Source organism: uncultured Erythrobacter sp. (genome assembly GCF_947492365.1).
Taxonomy (GTDB): domain Bacteria; phylum Pseudomonadota; class Alphaproteobacteria; order Sphingomonadales; family Sphingomonadaceae; genus Erythrobacter.
Genome location: NZ_CANLMB010000002.1, coordinates 425,907 through 445,328 on the forward strand (window position 1 = coordinate 425,907; position 19,422 = coordinate 445,328).

At 60.4% G+C, this 19,422-nt stretch carries 14 protein-coding genes; 8 read left to right on the top strand and 6 right to left on the bottom strand.

The window, feature by feature from the left end:
• Positions 1-161: 161 nt before the first annotated feature.
• The 3 genes from Q0887_RS13345 to Q0887_RS13355 form a co-directional block, all read right to left on the bottom strand.
• Complete coding sequence (locus Q0887_RS13345; RefSeq protein ID WP_299196219.1) at positions 162-2,468, bottom strand: TonB-dependent receptor; 2,307 nt, start codon at positions 2,466-2,468, stop codon at positions 162-164.
• Between the two features lie 117 nt (positions 2,469-2,585).
• Positions 2,586-5,360 (bottom strand): [protein-PII] uridylyltransferase, encoded by a 2,775-nt coding sequence (locus Q0887_RS13350; RefSeq protein ID WP_299196221.1) that lies wholly within the window; start codon positions 5,358-5,360, stop codon positions 2,586-2,588.
• Between the two features lie 43 nt (positions 5,361-5,403).
• A complete protein-coding gene (locus tag Q0887_RS13355) occupies positions 5,404-7,122 on the bottom strand; it encodes a class I adenylate-forming enzyme family protein (RefSeq protein WP_299196223.1) in 1,719 nt (572 codons plus the stop codon).
• A gap of 205 nt (positions 7,123-7,327) precedes the next feature.
• Between Q0887_RS13355 and lgt the strand changes: the two genes are divergently transcribed.
• The 3 genes from lgt (at position 7,328) to Q0887_RS13370 (ending at position 10,785) form a co-directional block, all read left to right on the top strand.
• Positions 7,328-8,185: a prolipoprotein diacylglyceryl transferase gene (gene lgt, locus Q0887_RS13360; RefSeq protein WP_299196225.1), complete on the top strand. Its 858-nt coding sequence runs from the start codon at positions 7,328-7,330 to the stop codon at positions 8,183-8,185.
• Positions 8,095-10,287, top strand: a complete 2,193-nt coding sequence (locus tag Q0887_RS15045) for an SAM-dependent methyltransferase (protein WP_363317679.1) — start codon at positions 8,095-8,097, stop codon at positions 10,285-10,287. The genes lgt and Q0887_RS15045 overlap by 91 nt, the downstream gene beginning before the upstream one ends.
• A 66-nt stretch (positions 10,288-10,353) precedes the next feature.
• Positions 10,354-10,785: a DUF2147 domain-containing protein gene (locus tag Q0887_RS13370; protein WP_299196227.1), complete on the top strand. Its 432-nt coding sequence runs from the start codon at positions 10,354-10,356 to the stop codon at positions 10,783-10,785.
• 87 nt (positions 10,786-10,872) lie between these two features.
• On the opposite strand, the gene Q0887_RS13375 is transcribed toward Q0887_RS13370, so the two are convergent.
• From Q0887_RS13375 to Q0887_RS13385, 3 genes are all read right to left on the bottom strand, one after another.
• Positions 10,873-12,411: an ABC transporter permease/substrate-binding protein gene (locus Q0887_RS13375; RefSeq protein WP_299196229.1), complete on the bottom strand. Its 1,539-nt coding sequence runs from the start codon at positions 12,409-12,411 to the stop codon at positions 10,873-10,875.
• Positions 12,408-13,124, bottom strand: a complete 717-nt coding sequence (locus tag Q0887_RS13380) for an ATP-binding cassette domain-containing protein (RefSeq protein ID WP_299196230.1) — start codon at positions 13,122-13,124, stop codon at positions 12,408-12,410. Before Q0887_RS13380 ends, Q0887_RS13375 begins: the two co-directional genes overlap by 4 nt.
• 127 nt (positions 13,125-13,251) lie before the next feature.
• The gene (locus Q0887_RS13385) at positions 13,252-14,682 is read right to left on the bottom strand and encodes a PAS domain-containing protein (RefSeq protein WP_299196232.1); all 1,431 of its coding nucleotides are present in this window, start codon (positions 14,680-14,682) and stop codon (positions 13,252-13,254) included.
• A gap of 331 nt (positions 14,683-15,013) precedes the next feature.
• On the opposite strand from Q0887_RS13385, the gene Q0887_RS13390 reads away from it, so the two are divergent.
• The 5 genes from Q0887_RS13390 to Q0887_RS13410 all read left to right on the top strand — a co-directional run bounded on the left by Q0887_RS13390 (position 15,014) and on the right by Q0887_RS13410 (position 19,350).
• The gene (locus Q0887_RS13390) at positions 15,014-16,195 is read left to right on the top strand and encodes an acyl-CoA dehydrogenase family protein (RefSeq protein ID WP_299196234.1); all 1,182 of its coding nucleotides are present in this window, start codon (positions 15,014-15,016) and stop codon (positions 16,193-16,195) included.
• Entirely contained in the window at positions 16,192-16,545 is a 354-nt protein-coding gene (locus Q0887_RS13395) for a hypothetical protein (protein WP_299196236.1), read from the top strand. The genes Q0887_RS13390 and Q0887_RS13395 overlap by 4 nt, the downstream gene beginning before the upstream one ends.
• On the top strand, positions 16,545-16,844 hold the full coding sequence (locus tag Q0887_RS13400) for a DUF1330 domain-containing protein (protein WP_299196237.1): 300 nt from the start codon (positions 16,545-16,547) through the stop codon (positions 16,842-16,844). The genes Q0887_RS13395 and Q0887_RS13400 overlap by 1 nt, the downstream gene beginning before the upstream one ends.
• Positions 16,841-18,448, top strand: coding sequence for a carboxyl transferase domain-containing protein (locus Q0887_RS13405; RefSeq protein WP_299196239.1), 1,608 nt, complete (start codon positions 16,841-16,843; stop codon positions 18,446-18,448). Before Q0887_RS13400 ends, Q0887_RS13405 begins: the two co-directional genes overlap by 4 nt.
• Before the next feature lie 80 nt (positions 18,449-18,528).
• Positions 18,529-19,350 carry a hypothetical protein gene (locus tag Q0887_RS13410; RefSeq protein WP_299196241.1) on the top strand — a complete coding sequence of 274 codons (822 nt, stop codon included), beginning with the start codon at positions 18,529-18,531 and terminating at the stop codon, positions 19,348-19,350.
• The last annotated feature ends 72 nt before the right edge of the window (positions 19,351-19,422 follow it).

A 19,422-nucleotide genomic window follows, 5' to 3' on the forward strand; every position in this document is an offset into this window, starting at 1 on the left:
TGAGCTCGCGAACTTGCGAAAACCCGTTGAATTTCAGCTCACAGCGTATGGAACGGAGTTTTGCAAAAACCCCACTTGCGCGGTCCATGTCCTTCCAAACGAAAAGGGCGCTCCGTCGCCGGAACGCCCCTCTCAAATGGTCCATGCAGGCAAGGTCGAGCTTAGAACTCGAACAGAGCCTCGATACCGATCTGGCGCCCCTTGGCGAGCGGCGAGAAGCTGCCCACTGCCGGGAAGGCGTCGAACGGACGGTTGACGCCATTGCCAAGCGGTCCGCCGAACGGCAGCTGCGTGTCACCGCCAACCTGCACTCCGTCGAGCAGGTTGCGCCCGTAAACCGAGAAGGACAGCCCATCCATCGGGGTGTTCCAGGTGATGTTGGCTTCGAGGTTCGCAATGTCCTGCACGTAACCGAAGTTGTTGTCGGTATAGGCAAACTCGTCGCGATACTGGAAGTTCACCCGGGTCAGGATCTCACTGGTCGGCAGCAGCAGCTCGTGGATGAAGCCAACGCCCCAGGTGATCTCGGGAACACGCGGCAGACGCAGGTCGAGGTCGGTCTGGTCGATCACGCCGTCGCCCGAAATGTCGAACAGGATTGCGTCATAGCTATCATCGATCAGGCCCAGATTGGCGGTCACGATGAAGGTGTCGGTGATCCGCATGCGCGCTTCGGCTTCGAAACCGAGGATCGAAGCGTCGGCTGTGTTGAAAATCGACTGCGCGACCCCCGAGGCGGCCGAAGCCTGGTTCACTTCGCGCTGCATGTCCTGAATGTCGGTGTAGTAGGCCGCGACATTGACGGTGAGCGCGCCGTCAGCGCTCTGGAACTTGCCGCCGATCTCGTAATTGTCGACCCGTTCCTCATCGAAATTGAGGCTGCCGCCCGGAGCGAATGCGATGGCTTCGAACGCGTTCGCATTGGTGATGCGGAAGTTGTAGCCGCCGCTGCGATAGCCGCGGGTCCAATGCGCATAGACCTGACTGTCGTTGAACTCGTATTGCAGGCCGAGCTTGGGCGACCAGTTGGTGAAGCGAACCCGGTCGGAGAAGCCGTTGTTCTCGGTAGGGATGATCGAGTTGGTGCCGGTGGTCGGGCAAGTGCCCTCGACCACCGAACAGGCCACGCGCGGGCGCACATAGGTGACGTCGGCGTCCTTGGTCTCCTGGCTCCAGCGCAGGCCTGCGATCACCGAAAGCGCGTCGGTGACGTAGAACTGGCCATTGGCAAAGGCACCCAGCACTTCGTGATCCTGCGCACCGCCGCCGAAGAAGGTCGGCGCGTTGATGATGTTGCGCACCTCTGTGTAAGCGATCGACTGGTCAAAGTAGAATGCGCCCACTGTGAGGTCGAACGCATCGGCCGACACGGCATAGCGCAGCTCGTTCGAGATCTGGTCCTGCTCGGTCTCGGTGCCCGAATGGAAGATGAAGTTCGGGGTTGCATCGATGTCAGCATCGGTGGTGTTCGCAAAGTCGCGATAGCCGAAGATGTTGGTCAGCGTGCCCGGCCCGATGTCCAGCTCAGCGGTGAGCGAGGCGTTGATCGTCTCATTGGTGTAGGAGCCGCGATTGTCGATCGCAAAGTCAAACGTGTCACGCTCAAAAAGCCCGCGATTCTGCGCCGCCGGACCGTCGCCTTCGCTGTCGAAATAGTCGATCTTGCCGGTCAGGGTGAGATCGCCCAGACGCGCTTCGAGCGCGCCGCGAAGGATATAGGTTTCCGCCGCGCCGTGGTTGGACCCGTCAAAGCTGTTCTGGAAGTAGCCTTCGTCATTGTTGTAGTAGGCGCCGAGTTTGAAGAGCAGCACGTCTTCGACGATCGGGCCGGAAACGACGCCGCTGACAGTGTAGTTCGCGCCGCCGCGCCCGCCATCGACAAACGGTCCGTCAACCGCCGCGCGAAACTTGCCCTGGAAATCCTCGGTCGGGTTGCCGGTGTTGATCAGAACCGCGCCGCCGGTGACGTTGCGGCCGAACAGCACACCTTGCGGGCCGCGCAGGATCTCAACGCTATCAAGGTCGAACAGGTCGAACACGACGCCGCCATTGGTGCCGAGATAGACGCCGTCGACGAACACGCCGACGGTCGGGTCAATCGACGGGATCGAGGAGTTGATGCCAAGCCCGCGGATCGAGAAGTTCGCCTGTCCGCGGCTGGTCCCGATCTGGTCGAGCGAGACGTTGGGCGCGGAGAAGGTCAGGCCCTGGACATCGCGAACCTTGAAGGCCTCAAGCGTGTCGGCGTTGAACGCGGTGACGGCCAGCGGTACGTCTTGCACATCCTCGGGATCTTGCGTCTTGGTGCCGGTGACCACGATGGTGCCGATGCTGTCCAGCGTGCCGGTGCGCTCTTCGGTGTCTTCGACGTCGCCGTCAGTTGCCTGGGCGTGTGCGGCAAAGGGCGTGGCCGCGACCGAGCAGAGAAGAAGGGCAGCAAGACGCTGTGAGGGGGTGCGGAAGTTCATTCAGAAAGTCTCCGGTTGGAAAGGGGTGTCGGCCCATAAAAAGTAGGTTCCGCGATTGCAACCCGCCGTGCTCGCAATCCGCCCAACGGCCAGCCTGATCGGTCAGGTGACGAGCGCTCAGACCTTCTCGTGCTCGCGCTGACGCTGGTCGCTGGCTGCGTCGAGCAACTCGGCTTCGATTTCGGCCAGACGGTTGGGCTTGGTCACCTTTCCGCCTGTCAGATCGGTGACATAGAACGTGTCGGAGGCGACCTCGCCATAGGCCGTCACATGCGCCGACTGGACGATCAGATTGGCCTTGTAGAGCGCATGGGCAAGCCGGTTGAGCAGTGCCGGTCGGTCGCGCGCGGTGACTTCGATAACGGTGAAATGGTTGGAGGCGGTGTTGTCGAAATTGACCTCGGGTGCGACCGAAAATGCCTTGGCGCGCGAATGCGAGAGCGGACGCGCTGCGAGTTTGGGCACCAGCTCGACTTCGGCCAGCAATGCATCGTGAATGCCCTTCTTGAGACGCTCGATCTGATTGTCTTCGCGCAGAGGCTCTTCATGCAGATCCTGAACGAGAAAGTTGTCGACCGCATATCCGTTCGAGGCGGTGTGAATGCGCGCATCGATGATGTTCGCGCCCGCCAGATGGATGCCGCCCGCGATACGGTAGAACAGGCCGGGATGGTCGGCAGCGATCACACTGACCAGAGTGGCTCCGCGCTCTTCATCCACCTCGCAGCGGATCGACAGGCGATCTTCGAGCCGCCGGGCTTCTTCGTACTGGACGAGGTTCTTGGCGATGATGTCTTCCGGCTCGGCGATCCAGTAAGCATCGCCGAGCAGCTCGCCCACCTCCTCCACCAGATGGGCCTTGTCGCCCAGCTCTTCGGCCACGCCAGCTTTGCGCGCCTTGACCCGCTCCTTTCGGCCCGTGCGCTTGTGGCCCAGCCGCAGTCGCTCCTGCGCGGCGTCGTAAAGCTCGCCCAGCAGTTGGCCTTTCCAGCTGTTCCACGTGCCGGGGCCGACCGCGCGGATATCGACTGCGGTCAGGATCGCGAGGTTGCGCAGCCGGTCGAGGCTCTTCACCTCGGCGACGAAATCCTCGATTGTCTTGGGATCGGTTAGGTCGCGTTTCTGCGCGGTTGAACTCATCAAGAGATGTTGCAAGACCAGCCACTGGACCAGCTCGGTTTCGCGCGCGGTCAGGCCGAAACGCGGGCACAGCTCCTGCGCAACCTCTGCCCCCAAAACCGAATGATCGCCCCCGCGTCCTTTGGCTATGTCGTGGAGCAGCACCGCGACAAACAGCGCGCGGCGCGATGCGACTTTGTGAATCTGCTTGGTCGCGCGCGGGTGGTCATCTTCGAGCAATCCGCGCTCGATCTGGCTGAGAAGGCCAATGGCGCGGATCGTGTGCTCATCGACTGTGTAGTGGTGATACATGTCGAACTGCATCTGGGCATTGACCCGCCCGAAATCGGGCACGAAGCGGCCAAAGACACCCGCCTCGTTCATCCAGCGCAGCGCCGATTCAGGATCGTTGCGCCCTCCCAGAAGTTCGAGGAACAGAGCGTTGGCACGTGCATCGCGGCGCACTTTTTTGTCGATTCTACGCGAGTCCCGGTCCGCCTGCCGCATGGTTTCCGGATGCACTTCGAGACCTTCGGCCTCGGCCAGCTGGAACAGCTCGATCAGGCGCACCGGATCCTCGGTAAACCATTTGTCGCTTGGCGCTTTCAGCCGTCCGCCTTCGACAATGTAGTTCTTGAGGTAGCGCGGGCGCGCGGCCCATCCGGCAAAGAACCCGCTGCGGGTGCGTTTCTTGGCGACCTTGTCGTCGAGATGCGAGAGGAACACGCCGGTCAGGCTGCCAACCCGCTTTGCCTGAAGGAAGTAGAATTGCATGAAGCGCTCGACCGCGCTCTTGCCCGGACGGTCGGCGAATTTCATGCGTGCCGCGATCTCTCGCTGCAGATCGAATGTGAGGCGATCCTCGGCGCGGTTTGTCAGCACATGCATGTGGCAACGCACTGCGAGCAGGAACGCCTCGGCGCGGCGGAAACTGCGATATTCGGGGCGGGTGAGCAGGCCCACCTCGACCAGATCGGCAGCGCTTTCGACGCGGTGCAAATTCTTGCCGATCCAGTAAAGCGTCTGGAGATCGCGCAGGCCGCCTTTGCCTTCTTTCACATTGGGTTCAACGACATAGCGGCTGTCGCCCATGCGTTTGTGGCGCTGGTTGCGCTCGGCCAGTTTGTCGGTGAGGAACTGCCGCTCGTTTCCGCGCACGACCTCGGCCCAGAAACGTTGGCGCAGCTCCGCATACAGGTCCTGATCGCCCCAGATCAGTCGCCCTTCGAGCAGGGCGGTGTAGATCGTCAGGTCTTCCTTCGCCATCCGCATCGTATCGGCGATTGTGCGGCTGGAATGGCCGACCTTCAGCCCCAGATCCCACAGCAGATAAAGCATCGCTTCAATCACCTGCTCGCACCATGGCGAGCGTTTCATCGGCGTGACAAAGGCGATATCGACATCGGAATGCGGCGCCATTTCCGCGCGGCCGTAACCGCCGACTGCCAGCACTGTAAGCCGTTCGGCAGCGGTGCGATTTGCGACCGGATAGACATGCTCGGTGACGTAATCATGGATTACCCGCACCAGCTGATCGGTCATGAACGCATAGCCCAGCGTGATTTCGTGGCCCGCAGACGGCTTGTCCAAAAGCCGCGCTTCGAGCTCCGCGCGGCCAGCCTCCAGCGCGGCTTGGAGCGCTTTGAGCACAGCGGGCCTTGCAGCTTCGCCGTGCTCCTGCGCCAAGGCAGAAACCTCGCCGGTCAGCTCGCGGCGATTGATGATCGCGCGCTGACGGGGGACGCGGCGACTGGGTAGGCTCCAGTCGGTCATGGCGTCTCCCTTTGCGTTTCTAGGCGGTCAGTGCGGGCCCGGCCTAAGCCGAGGCCAGCAATTTGGTGTAGGTTTCGCGCAGGCTCTTCTTGTCGATCTTCTGTGTGCCGAGACGCGGAAGCTTCTCGTCAGTGACCCAGATATGTTCGACAAGCGGCACCTTGAACGGCGCGATCCGCGATAGCAGGAATTCGCGCAATGCGCCCGGCTCCATCGCGTCGCGGCCATCTTTCACGCGGAAGATAGCTGCAGGAACTTCGCCCATCCGGTCATCGGGAAGGCCGAAGACCGAACATTCGGCGATGTCGTCATGCGCGTAAATGGCGTCTTCAACCTCGATGCAGGTGATGTTCTCACCGCCGCGGATGATGATGTCTTTCTTGCGGTCAACGATATAGAGATAGCCGTCTTCGTCGAGATAACCGAGATCGCCGGTGCGGAAGAACCGGTCCGCGGTGAAGGCCTTGGTGGTGGCTTCTTCATTGTTCCAATAGCCGCGGAAATTGGCGACCGAACGGATGCAGACCTCGGCGACACTGCCCTGCGGGACTGGATTGCCGTCATCATCGAGGATGCCGATTTCCACCAGCGGCAGCGAGGCGCGGCCGGTCGATCCGGGCTTGGCAATATAGTTCTCGTTGAAATTGCCGCAGCCGACCGCGTTGGTTTCGGTGAGGCCATAGCCAAGGATCGGGAAACCGCCGGGGAAGGCTTCCTTGATCTTGGTGACATGTTCCAGCGGACGCGGCGCACCGCCAGCGGCAAAGCTCTTGCACGCCGACAGGTCATACTGGTCCTTGTTGGGATGGGTCGCGATTTCATAGCTCATCAGCGGAACGCCGACGAAGTAGGAAACTTTCTCCCGGTCCATCAATTGTAGCGCGGTCTCAGCATCCCATTTGGGCATCAGCACCAGTTTGCGCGCAATGGCATAGGATTGAAGGAACAGCGGCACTTCGCCGGTCACATGGAACAGCGGGACCGCGACCAGCGCGCAAGGCTGTGAGCTGACATCCTGCCCTTGGCTTTCGAGCAGCACCTTGGCCATCGCGCTTTGCGCGACATAGTTCAGCACACCAGCAACAACGCCGCGATGGTCGGAGAAAGCTCCTTTGGACTGGCCGGTCGAACCCGACGTGTAGAGGATCGTCGCCAGATCATCGGGGCCGAGCGTGCCGAGTTTGGCCATCGCTTGCGAAGTTTCAAAGCTGGCGGGAGCTTTCCAGATATTCTTGAGGCCGTCCGACGGAGCAGTGTGCTCCATCATCACCAGCTTGGCGGAGTGGACGGTGCCTTCGAGCCGAGCGGCGCGGCCAGCATCGGCGAGCACGATTTTGCACTCGGCAAGGCGGATGCCGTAAGCAAGCTCGTCACCCGACCAGAAGCCGTTGAGCAAAGTCACACAGCCGCCGGCCATGGCGATGCCCATATAGGCGATCATCCAGTTGACAGAATTGCGCGCCGCAATCCCGATCCGGTCGCCGGTTTCAACGCCGTGATCGAGCACGAGGCTTTCTGCCACGCAGACAGCCGCCCCGTAAGCATCGCCAAAGGTCAGGCGCAGATCGCCGTCGACCAGAAACTCGACATCCTTATGCTCGTTGCAGAAATGCGCGAAGTAATGCGCTAATGTCGGCGGTGATGTGGTGAAGGTCGGCATTTCAACGCCGTCTTGAACAAAGGGCGTGGTGTGAAACGGCTGACCTTCCTTGGTCAGTTCGCCGATAATCGCCTCTAGCGCAGTGTCCAGCTGGGTGGGCATGCGGGTATCTCTCCTTAATTTGCCCGCTTGATAGCAGGCTTGTCGTCGCCAGGGTCTGCCGCCAAGGGAAGCGGCGTTCGGAATGTGGTCGCGGCACATTGCAAGGCTTCCCCCGAAGTCTGCGCTGTGCCAAAAGCCTCCCCAAGCAGCGTCACAAGACGCAGGCCGGTCCGGCTTTGAAACTGTTTACTAAGGGGTTCCTTTCGTGCTGTCACTACTTGCTGCAAGCGGCGGCGCTGCAGACCCGATTTACTGGTCGGATTACAATCTCGGCGAGGCGCTGTTCTCGATCGGGTGGTTCGATTTGCGTTACTACAGCCTCGCCTATCTAATCGGCGTAATTTTTGCCTACTGGCACTTGTCGAAGATGATCAAATCGCCCGGTGCACCGCTTGCGCAACGTCACGTTGATGACTTGTTCTTCTATTGCACGTTGGGCGTCATTCTGGGTGGCAGGATCGGCTATTCGGTCTTTTACCAACCCGGAATGTGGGAGAACCCGCTCGACGTGCTCAAATTGTGGGAAGGCGGGATGAGCTTCCACGGCGGACTAGTCGGCGTTCTCCTTGCAATCTTGTGGGTGTCGCGGCGCGGAAATCTCTCATTCCTGCGCGTGTGCGACTATATTGCGGTCAATGTGCCGATGGGAATGCTATTGGGCCGACTCGCCAATTACAATAATGGCGAGCTATGGGGCCGCGCGGCCGACGTTCCGTGGGCCATGATCTTCGCCAAAGCAGACGAAGTGCCCCGCCACCCCAGCCAGCTCTACCAGGCGGGCCTTGAAGGGCTCGCATTGCTGATTATCCTGATGCTGCTTTTCTGGAAGACCAATGCGCGGTTCCGTCCGGGTTTGCTGGTGGGCGTTTTCACGCTCGGCATGGGAATTGCGCGCTTTGTTAACGAATTTTTCCGCGAACCAGATGCACAACTGGCTGACTTTGTTGTGCGAACCGGACTATCGATGGGTCAATGGCTGACTATACCGCTGATACTGACTGGATTGATTGTCACGATCTACGCCGTGACTCGCAAACCCGTGGGGACGGGCAGCGCAGCCTAGACGGCGGGCTAGACGCTCCAACAACCTATCTGCGCACCCTGCGGTTGATCGAGCCGGACGGGGCCGAAACCGACATTCCGATCGAGATAGTCGAGGGCTTTGCGCCTTCGCCCTTTGACGGGGCGGAGGCTGCTGCTGCCCGTGAAAAGGCGCGCGCCGAAGCGGAAGCGCGCACAGCCGAGGAAGCTCGCCAAAAGGCCGAAGCCGAGAAACGCGAACGCGAAGAGGCTGAGAAGAAGGCCAAGGTCGCGGCCGAGGAAAAAGCGCGACTTGAAGCGGAGGCCAGAGCCAAGGCTGCGGCAGAGGAAAAGGCCACGGCGGAAGCCGCAGCCAAAGCAAAAGCCGAGGCCGAAGCAAAGGCGCGGATCGAAGCCGAAAAGAAAGCAAAGGCAGAAGCAGAGGCAAAGGCCGCAGCAGAAGAGGCGCGCAAGAAGGCCGAGGCGCGCGCCAAAGCGAAGGCAGAAGCTGAGGCCCGTGCCAAGGCCGAGGCCGAAGAAATGGAGCGGCTAGAACGCGAGCTTCAAGAGAAGGCGCGGCTCGAGATTGAAAAGAAGGCTGCGGCCAGAGCCAAGAAAGAAGCGGAAGAAAAGGCAAAGCGCGAAGCCGCTACGAAAGCCAAGGCGGCTGCCGAGGCCAAGGCCCAAGCAGAGGCCAAGGCCCAAGCAGAGGCCAAAGCCGAAGCCGAAGCCAAGGCCAAGCAGGAGGCAGAGGCAAGGGCGAAGAAAGAAGAAGCCGCCGCTGCAGCCAAAGCCAAGAAAGTGGCCGAGGAAAAAGCAAAGCGCGAAGCAGAGGCCAAAGCGAAGAAAGAGGCTGAAGCCAAAGCCAAGCAGGAAGCCCAGGACAAAGCTCGGATCGAAGCGGAGAAAAAGGCCAAGGCCGAAGCCGCAGCGAAAGCAGCCACTGAGAAGAAGGCCAAGGAAGAGGCCAAAGCCAAGAAGGCTGCGCAAAAGGCCGCCGCTGAGAAGAAGGCGAAAGATGAGGCCGAAGCCAAGGCTAAAGCCGAACAAGCCGCCGCCAAAGCCGAACAAGCCGCCGCCAAAGCCGCCGAACTCGCCAAGAACAAGGATCTGGGCAAGGTCTTCCGCCGTCTCATCCGCGAAACCGGCCCGATCAGCCTCGCGCACTATATGGCCGAGAGCAATGCGCGCTATTACACATCGCGTGACCCTCTGGGCGAAGAAGCCGATTTCATCACTGCGCCCGAAGTTAGCCAGATGTTCGGCGAACTTATCGGACTATGGATCGCCGATCTGTGGGTCCGCATGGGCGCGCGCAAACGCATCCACTATGTCGAGCTTGGACCGGGCCGCGGCACGCTGGCCAAGGACGCGATGCGCACCGCAACGCGCTATGAATTCGACCCGCAGATCCATTTCGTCGAAACCTCGCCTGCCTTGCGCAAATTGCAGAGCGAGGCCTTCCCCGACGCCCAGCATCACGACGACCTCTCGACGCTCCCCGACGACGCGCCCCTACTGATCGTCGCCAACGAGTTTTTCGACGCGCTGCCGATCCACCAACTGGTACGTTCTGCGCAAGGCTGGCACGAGCGGATGATTGGCCTTGAGGGCGATGAATTCGCCTTTGTGGCGGGCGACAAGCCGATGGACACGATCGTGCCCAAGAGCTGGAAGAGCGCTTCGCAAGGCACGATGATCGAGACCAGCCCGGCAGCCAGCGCGGTTATGACCGAAATCGCCCAGCGTCTCAAAGAGCAGGGCGGCGCTGCGCTTATAATCGACTACGGCGCTCTCGAACTGCGCGCAGGCTCAACGCTTCAGGCGATCCGCAGCCACGAAAAGGTCGATCCTCTCGCCATGCCGGGCGAAGCCGATCTGACCGCGCATGTCGATTTCGAGCTGCTCAGGGATGTCGCCAAGAAGAACGGCGCGGATGTCATGGGCCTCCAGATGCAGGGCGAGTGGCTGCGCCAAATGGGGATCGATGTCCGGCTCGAAGCGCTCCAGCGCAAGAATCCAGCCGAGGCTGACAAGCTCAAACGGCAATATGACCGGCTAATGGATGATGCGCAGATGGGCCTGTTGTTCAAGGTGCTGGGTATTTGCGGGCGCCGCTGGCCGATTGGGGTCGGGTTTGAATAGCCCCTCACAAGGGGTAACTTTTCGCAGCATTTGCACGTATTACTTCCCGCTTCACGGGAGAATGACATGATTGCGCGCCTCGTTCTGGGATTGATGACCACGCTTTCGGCTTTCATGCTGAGCATTGCGCCTGCGAGCGCGGCTGATGCGATCTCTGGACGCTGGATCACTGAAGAGCGCGATGCTGTGGTCGAGATCAAGACATGCGGCAATGCGACCTGCGGCACGATTGCGCGCTTTCTGGTGACCCCGCCCGATGGCGCCGATCAGCGCGACATCAACAATCCTGAACCAAGATTGCGAACACGCCGCCTGCTCGGCTTGCCGATCCTGACCGAGTTCCGCGAGGATGACGATCAGTGGCGCGGGCGGATTTATGACCCCAATTCGGGGCGCAGCTATCGTTCGGTTGTTCGCCGCACGGGTGCCAATACGCTCGAAGTGCGCGGCTGTATCGGCCCGTTTTGTCAGACGCAGACCTGGCGCAGGGCGCGTTAGGTTTGGTATCCTCGCTAGACGCGCAGCATAGCTGCGCCCGCTGCGGGGCGGCCGCGCGGCCTTGCGGTTGCTTTGCAACCGTCTTGGTTAGAGCCCGATTCTCTCGGCTAACTGGGCGGCGGCGTCTGCTGGGCTGAGCTTGCCTTCGCCTTCACGGTCCACGGCGAAATTGGCCTCGCGCATGTCTTCGACCGAAATGGCCCCGATCAGGGGTTCGAGCGCGCTTACGATCCCCTCGTCATTTGCGATACGCGGGCTCATCATCAGCATTGCATCGTAGCTTGGCAGAGCCTCGCGCGGGTCGTCCAGCACCACCAGACGATCCGCCGCGATACGGCCGTCGGACGTGTAAGCGCTGATCACATCAGCCTCGCCCGAGCGCAGCGCGTTATACATGAAGGTCGGCGAGAAATTGCGCGTTTCGCTAAAGCGCATTCCGTAAGCCTCGCGCACCGAAATCCATTCGGGACGCTCAAAGAATTCAGGATCGCCGCCCACGGTTAGCTGCGGACCAACCGGCACGAGATCTTCAAGCGAGGTCACACCCAGTTCCGCCGCACGATCCTCGCGCATGGCAAAGGCGTAAGCGTTCTCGAAACCGAGCCGCCCGAGCACCCGCACGCCGGTCGTCTCACGCTCCCATTCCACGATGGTTTCATACATGGCCTCGCGCCCAGGATTGTCGCTGCGGCCGAGCTCGTTGGTCCAGATCGTGCCGGTGTAATCGACTGAGATGTCGATGCTGGACGAGGCGACCGCGCTATGGACCACTGCCGATCCCAGCCCATCGCGATATTCGACATTGTAGCCTGCTGCCTCCAGCTGCGATCCGATCAATTGGGCGAGGATATATTGCTCGGAAAACTGCTTTGAGGCGATGATGATCGTGTTGTCATCTTCGCCATCCGATTGCGCGTAAAGCGCCCCCGCAACGCCGAGCGCGACTGCGACCAGACCAGCGCCCCACATCCAGCGTTTGCGACTGGCGAACCCGCGCTCGACTAGTCCGAGCAAGGCATCGACCACCAGCGCCAGACCCGCGCTCGCGATGCACCCGGCCAGAACCAGCGCCCAATTCTGCGTCTGCAATCCGGCGAAGATCGGATCGCCAAGGCTGGGCTGGCCGATTGTGGTGGCGAGCGTTGCTGCGCCAATCGTCCAAACGCTCGCAGTGCGAATGCCGGCCATGATGAAGGGAGCGGCCAGCGGGGCCTCGACAAGAGTGAGCTTTTGCCAGCCGGTCATGCCGACTCCGTCGGCGGCTTCGAGCACGCCAGGGTCGAGATTGGCCTGCGCGGTCACCGCATTGCGCAGGATCGGCAGTAGCGCATAAAGCGCCAATGCGAGCAGTGCTGGCAGGAAGCCAAGCGTCGGCAAATCTTCGCCGAACACTGCGCGCAGGCTCAAAAGGATCGGGAAGAACAGCGCGAGCAGTGCCAGCGCGGGTATCGTCTGCACAAGGCTGGCAAAACCCAGCGCGATGCGCGCAACGGCCTGCGAACGGCTGGCCCAGACCGCGAGCGGCAGAGCGACCAGAATGCCCAGCCCGATAGCGCTTGCCGAAAGCACGATATGCGCGGCGAATTTGTCGCCAAGGCCAAGCAGAATGGTCCAGATTTCGCTCATGCCAGACGGCCTTCCATCGCAGCCAGTCGCTCGGCCTGTTCGCGCGGAACCGCGACGAGGTTTTGCGCAATTTCGCCGCCTGCACCCGTTAGAAGTTCGCGTGGAGTGTTGTCGGCCACGAGCTTGCCAAAGGACATCACCAGCACGCGGTCGGCAAGCAGCAGCGCCTCAGCCATGTCATGCGTGACCATGATGGTGGTGAGGCCGAGCTTTTCGTGCAGCTCGCGCACCTTCTCACCCAAAGCAGCGCGGGTGATCGGGTCGAGCGCTCCGAACGGTTCGTCCATGATCAGCAGTTCGGGATCGCCTGCCAGAGCGCGCGCAACACCGACACGCTGACGTTGCCCGCCGGACAGCTCATCTGGCATGCGGCTTGCCATATCCGGCTCCAGCTCGACCAGAGTGAGCAGTTCGGCGATCCGCCCATCGCTCAACTTCTCTCCGGCCAGACGCGGTCCGATGGCGATATTCTCACCAACGGTGAAATGGGGAAACAGGCCGATCCCTTGAAACACATATCCGACCCTGCGGCGAAGCTGCGACTGCTTCAGCCCGGTCACATCCTCGCCGCCAAACAGCACGCGCCCCATGCTGGGTGTCACGAGCGTGTTGACCATTTTGAGCAAGGTCGATTTGCCCGAACCCGACGATCCAACCAGCGCGACAAAGCTGCCTGCGTCGATAGTGCAGTCCACACCGGCGACCGCGACCACGTCGCCATATCGCCGTTCTATGCTTTCGAATGCCAGAACCGGAGTTTTGGCGGTGTCGTGTTCGGATGTTGAGGAGATCAGATTGGTCCCGATTTGCCCGTGCAGCGCCAGCCTAGAAGATCACGGCCTATCGCGCCAGTTGTTCAGCCGGAATGACAATCTTCATCGCAAGTCCTTCGGCATTCCAGTTCGTTTCGAAAGAACCACCCAGCTGATTCCCGATCGACATTTTGACCAGCCGTGAGCCAAAGCCTTGCTCGCCCGGGCCCGAGGCGTCTGGGCCGCCGCTCTCGTGCCAGGAAATCCGCACATTCTCATTTTCGGATGCGACCTCGATCGCGACACTGCCGCCGGCTGCGCTCAGCGCCCCGTACTTTGCGGCATTGGTTGCAAGTTCGTGGATCACCAAAGCAATTGGTGTGGCCGAACGCGCCCCAATCGCGATTTCCTCGCCAGTGATCCTGACCGTGTCATGTCCCGGAACCCCGTAAGGTGCCATGAGAATATGTAGCAAATTCTTGAGCCGATCCTCGTCGCTCGGCTCGATCTGCAGGGCAAATTCCTGCGCCCGGGAAAGCGCGCGGATATTCTCGCTGAGCGATTTGGCAAACGCGCCAAGCGATGCATCGCCACGAGACTGAAGGCCAATCAGTCCGGTAATGACTGCAAAGATGTTCTTGATCCGGTGCGTCAGTTCATTGGCAAGCCATTCGCGCTCTTCCGAGATTTGATAGCGCTCGTGGATGTCGGTTATCGTGCCGTACCAATTCTCGACGGTGCCATCAGCGTCATAGACCGGAACCGCGCGGCAAATCACCCAGCGATATTCGCCGCTGGCGTGACGGATGCGAAACTCCCGCCCGAATGCGCTCCCTTCGCAGATTGCCTGTTCCCATTCTTTCATCACCGCATCACGTTCATCGGGGTGGAAAAGCATCTGCCACCCACCCTCCGGCATCGCGTCAATCCCTAGAAATTCAAACCAGCGCCGGTTAAAGAAGCTGAATTCGCCGTGGCCGTTGGTTGACCAGGCGATATCGGGAATGCTGTTTGCGAAGATGCGAAACCTTTCTTCGCTCAGTTCGCGCTCTTTCGCCGCTTGCACCTGATCACGATGGCCGCCAATGCGCCGCATGACCGCATTGGCCAGCACTCCGAGGCCCTCGCGCTCGAAATCGGACAGACCATCTGCCCGCGAGACTGTGTCTGAAACGCACAATGCGCCCAGCGGAGCGCCTTCTGCCGAAACCAGGGGCCAGGCGGCGTAAAAACGAACCTTGGGCGGCGCTGTTACGGCGGCAAAACCGGCTACATCCGGGTGCGCGGTCGTGTCCCGAAACTCGACAAAGCCGGATTTGTACATCGAATAAGCGCACAAATTGTCGGAGCGGACAACTGAGGGGCCACTGGGTGCGCCAAAATCCGCCAGGAGGAGCTGGTCATGTTCCTCGATCAGATTGACCATCGCAACCGGCGTCTTACACAATTGTGCGGCGAAGCGGGCAATCTCCATCAGCTCTGCATCGCCCTGCAACTGATTGAGCCCATAACTGGCCATTACGGCAAGGCGCTGATCCTCGGCACAATATTGCTGCGCAGGCGATTGACCATTGGGCCAGAGATCGGGCTGGTTAGCGTTCAGGGTGCGACTCCTTGCCTGTCGTCTAACAGGAATGGCCGAAGCCATACAGAATCCCGGATCGAGGTCAAATTGACCCCGCTGCAAAAGCAATCCAATGGTCGTGGGCCCTAGTCCAAGCTTTAGCTTGGTGTCTGGCGTTGGCGGGAAGTGAACGGGTTGCTAAGGCGCACAAAGCAATCCCTTATCGCTTGCTGCCCGGAATGATATCCGGTGCAGGCAGGCCGGTGAAAGACAACGAAAGACTATCATGCGAGCAACCCCTCAATTCGATTTCCAACTGGGCGAATCCGCCGAAATGATCCGCGAAAGTGTTGGCCGGTTTGCCGATGAGCAGATCATGCCTATCGCCGACCGGATTGACCGCGAAGACTATTTTCCGCGCGCTGAACTCTGGGCGCAAATGGGCGAGTTGGGCCTTCATGGCATTACAGTTTCCGAGGAAGATGGCGGGCTGGGGCTTGGCTATCTGGAACATGTCATCGCTGTCGAGGAAGTCAGCCGCGCGAGCGCTTCGCTGGGCCTCTCTTACGGCGCGCATTCCAACCTTTGCGTCAACCAGATCCGCCGATGGGGCAATGACGAGCAGCGCGCCAAATATCTGCCCGGTCTGATTTCGGGCGAGCATGTCGGCAGCCTTGCCATGAGCGAGGCGGGCGCGGGTTCAGACGTGGTTTCTATGAAGCTCAAAGCCGAGGCAGTGTCCGATGAGCAAGGGGGCGGCTATGTCCTCAACGGCACCAAGTTCTGGATCACCAACGCGACCGAGGCCGACACTCTGGTGGTCTATGCCAAGACCGACGGACAGGCCGGATCGCGTGGGATCACCGCCTTCCTGATCGAGAAAGGCGATGAAGGCTTTTCCATCGGCCAGAAGATCGAAAAAGTCGGCATGAAGGGCTCCCCCACTGCCGAGCTGGTCTTCGACGATTGCCACATTCCCGAAGAGCGCGTGATGGGCCCGCTGAACGGCGGAGTCGGCGTGCTGATGAGCGGGCTGGATTACGAGCGCGTTGTGCTTTCAGGCATCCAGCTCGGGATCATGCAGGCCTGCCTCGACACCGTCATCCCCTACCTTCGCGACCGCAAGCAATTCGGCAAACCCATCGGCAGTTTCCAGCTTATGCAGGGCAAGGTCGCGGACATGTATGTCGCGCTGCAATCAGCGCGCGCCTACACCTACGCGGTGGCCAAGGCGTGCGATGCCGACCAGACGACACGGTTCGATGCGGCAGGCACGATCCTGCTGTCGTCGGAGAACGCCTTCCGCGTCGCCGCCGAAAGCGTGCAGGCGCTGGGCGGTGCAGGCTACACGCTCGACTGGCCGGTTGAGCGTTATTTGCGCGATGCAAAACTGCTCGATATCGGGGCGGGCACAAACGAGATCCGCCGGATGCTGATCGGCCGCGAGCTGATCGGGGCTGCTGGGTGAGCTGGCTCCACATTATCGCTGCAGGCCTGATTGTCTTCGCAACAATCTTTCACTCATTGATGGGTGAGAAGAAACTGATTGCGCCCACGCTCGCTGTCGATGATCCCTTCATCAAAGACCCCATGACGCAAGGCATAACCCGGTTTGGCTGGCATTCTTCCAGCGGGTTCTTCTTGCTTTCCGCGTTAATTGTCGTCTTGCCGGGCACGCCTGCAGCGCTTGTCTGGGCGACCGGGGCTTTGTGGTTGGTGCTTGGACTTACCAATCTGATCATGATGGCGGCCAAACATCCGGGCGGGTATCTGCTATCGCTGATCGGTATTTTGATTTTGGCAGGAGAAGCGTTTTAGTGCCTGTATATATGATCTCGCGCATGACGATCCACGACCGCGCCCAGTATGACAAATATGAAGAGCGCTTCATGGAAGTCTTCGAGAAGTTCGACGGCACCATGCTCAGCGTAGATGAAGAGCCTCAGGTGCTCGGCGGGGAGTGGACGGCCACCCGTTCCGTCTTGATGGAGTTCCCGAGCAAGCCGCAGCTTTTCGCATGGATGACTTCGCCGGAATATCAGGAAATCAGCAAATACCGCGAAGCTGGGAGCACCGGCGAGGCGATAATTGTGAAGGGATTTGAAGGCGAGCTATGACCGCACCTGTTCTCACCACAAAACTCGACCGCGAGGCCCCGGAGGCCAAAGCGCGGTTCGATCACAACAAGGCGCTCGCAGCCGACCTTCGCTCGACAGTCGCAACTGCGGCACTCGGCGGCAGCGAGAAGTCACGCGAGCGGCATGTTTCGCGCGGAAAGCTGCTGCCGCGTGAGCGGGTGGAGCGTCTGCTCGACCCCGGCTCGCCGTTCCTCGAAGTGGGCCAGCTTGCCGCGAACGGCATGTATGAGGGCGACATCAATGGCGCTTCGCTGATCTGCGGGATCGGGCGGGTGTCGGGCCGGCAGGTTATGATCGTGTGCAACGACGCCACCGTCAAAGGCGGCACCTACTATCCGATGACGGTCAAGAAGCATCTGCGCGCGCAGGAAATCGCGCAGGAGAACCGGCTGCCGTGCATTTACCTCGTCGATAGCGGCGGGGCGAATTTGCCGCATCAGGCAGAGGTCTTCCCCGACCGCGACCACTTTGGCCGCATCTTCTTCAATCAGGCGAACATGTCCGCACTCGGTATTCCGCAGATCGCATGTGTGATGGGTAGCTGCACCGCTGGCGGTGCTTATGTGCCTGCTATGTCCGACGAGACGGTGATTGTGCGCAATCAAGGCACGATCTTCCTCGCCGGACCGCCGCTGGTAAAGGCCGCGACGGGTGAGGAAATCACCGCCGAGGACCTTGGCGGCGGCGACCTTCACGCCAAGAAGTCGGGCGTGGTTGATCACCTCGCCGAGAATGACGAGCACGCTCTTACCATCGTGCGCGACATCGTCAGCCAGTTGGGCGAGAACACGGCGGCGGCGAAGGATATCAGCCTGAAAGACCCGCGCCCTCCGAAGTTCGACGCCGATGATCTCTATTCGATCATCCCCGAGGATGTGCGCGCGCCCTATGACGTCAAAGAGGTGATTGCGCGGCTGGTCGATGGCAGCGAGTTCCACGAGTTCAAAGCGCATTACGGCTCCACCCTCGTCTGCGGCTTTGCGCATATCTGGGGCATGCCGGTCGCGATTCTCGCGAATAACGGCGTGCTGTTTTCCGAAAGTGCGCAGAAGGGTGCGCATTTCATCGAGCTTGCCTGCCAGCGCCGCATTCCTCTGTTGTTCCTGCAGAACATCTCGGGCTTTATGGTGGGCGGGAAATATGAGGCAGAGGGCATCGCCAAGCATGGCGCGAAGCTTGTGACTGCCGTGGCAACCGCGACCGTGCCCAAGATCACAGTGGTGATTGGCGGCAGCTTTGGCGCGGGCAATTACGGCATGGCAGGCCGGGCATACTCCCCGCGCTTCCTCTTCACCTGGCCCAATGCGCGCATCTCGGTGATGGGCGGAGAGCAGGCCGCATCGGTCCTAGCGACTGTCCACCGCGATGCTGACAGTTGGAGTGAGGAAGAGGCCGAGGCCTTCAAAGCCCCGATCCGCCAGAAATACGAGGACGAGGGCAACCCATACTACGCCACCGCCCGGCTATGGGACGACGGGGTAATCGACCCGGCGCAGACCCGCGACGTGCTGGGGCTGGCCTTTGCCGCCACGCTCGAAGCTCCGATTGCGGAGCGGCCCGCGTTTGGTGTGTTCAGGATGTAGAACAGAAAAATTGCGCATCCGGCCTGCAATTCAGCCACTTGCGCCTTGGAAATCGCGAGAAGCACTCAGGGGGAATTTGTATGGCATTTGATCGCAATTACGACATGTTGATCGACACGGCGGCCGCGCTGGGTCAGTATGATGGCTATCTGGACACTGCTGGCCAAAAGGAATTCCAGCAGGTGCAGGCCAGTTATGCCGCGCTTCGGAACAAAGCTGCGTATGATATCCTGGCTGACAAGCCGGACATGGATCTGGTCTATGAACGTATTCGCGGTGATCTGAATTCGATTGCTGAGGAGGAACCGGATCTCGCTTCAGTTTGCGAGTTTGTCGCCGAAGACCTGATCGAAAAGCTGCAAGAAGAATCGGGGAAGAGCCCTGCATTGCGCGCGGTCAAGCGATATGGCGGACCTGCCATTCTGGGTGTTCTTGGGCTGATCTATGCCGGGCTGTTTTTCTACAATGATGTCACCATCGATCAGCCGATCGAAACCAAGGAGGGCCTGCTCCAGCATGCGGCCGCCTATGACAAAGCGCGCACTTTTGAAAGCTTGATGGGCACCCGCACCCGCAGGGGCGGAGCTATCAAAGGCTTGCTGTTCTGGCCGTTCGAGCCGGACGATGCCGAGTTCGAAGCGGCGGGCAATTTCGCCGGGCTAAGTTTGGACGGGCTGCAAGCGCTGACCGAGCAAGGCGTAACCTGCAACACGCAATATCTTCTGACTGGCGGTGAGTATCTTAGCGAGGCTCAAATGACCTTTGCCGATGAGGTATCCGAATATTTACAGGCCGAAAGCACGGTGTGGGAGGAACAGGCATTTATGACTCCTCTGCCAATGATGGTCGAAAATTTTGGCTGCCCCGTCGATCCGGCAAGTCCGACGCCGGCGGCGGAGTGAGATGCGCGAGATGGCGGCGCGTTTCCATCTAGCGGGGTGGCCCGCGTTTGGTTTGTTCAGGATGTGATGGGA

What these genes read in the sequence shown, in the direction of transcription:
- Q0887_RS13345 (WP_299196219.1), bottom strand. Translation starts at nt 2,468, where the DNA reads ATGAACTTCCGCACCCCCTCACAGCGTCTTGCTGCCCTTCTTCTCTGC.
- Q0887_RS13350 (WP_299196221.1), bottom strand. Translation starts at nt 5,360, where the DNA reads ATGACCGACTGGAGCCTACCCAGTCGCCGCGTCCCCCGTCAGCGCGCG.
- Q0887_RS13355 (WP_299196223.1), bottom strand. Translation starts at nt 7,122, where the DNA reads ATGCCCACCCAGCTGGACACTGCGCTAGAGGCGATTATCGGCGAACTG.
- Q0887_RS15045 (WP_363317679.1), top strand. Translation starts at nt 8,095, where the DNA reads ATGGCTGACTATACCGCTGATACTGACTGGATTGATTGTCACGATCTA.
- Q0887_RS13370 (WP_299196227.1), top strand. Translation starts at nt 10,354, where the DNA reads ATGATTGCGCGCCTCGTTCTGGGATTGATGACCACGCTTTCGGCTTTC.
- Q0887_RS13375 (WP_299196229.1), bottom strand. Translation starts at nt 12,411, where the DNA reads ATGAGCGAAATCTGGACCATTCTGCTTGGCCTTGGCGACAAATTCGCC.
- Q0887_RS13385 (WP_299196232.1), bottom strand. Translation starts at nt 14,682, where the DNA reads ATGGCCAGTTATGGGCTCAATCAGTTGCAGGGCGATGCAGAGCTGATG.
- Q0887_RS13390 (WP_299196234.1), top strand. Translation starts at nt 15,014, where the DNA reads ATGCGAGCAACCCCTCAATTCGATTTCCAACTGGGCGAATCCGCCGAA.
- Q0887_RS13405 (WP_299196239.1), top strand. Translation starts at nt 16,841, where the DNA reads ATGACCGCACCTGTTCTCACCACAAAACTCGACCGCGAGGCCCCGGAG.
- Q0887_RS13410 (WP_299196241.1), top strand. Translation starts at nt 18,529, where the DNA reads ATGGCATTTGATCGCAATTACGACATGTTGATCGACACGGCGGCCGCG.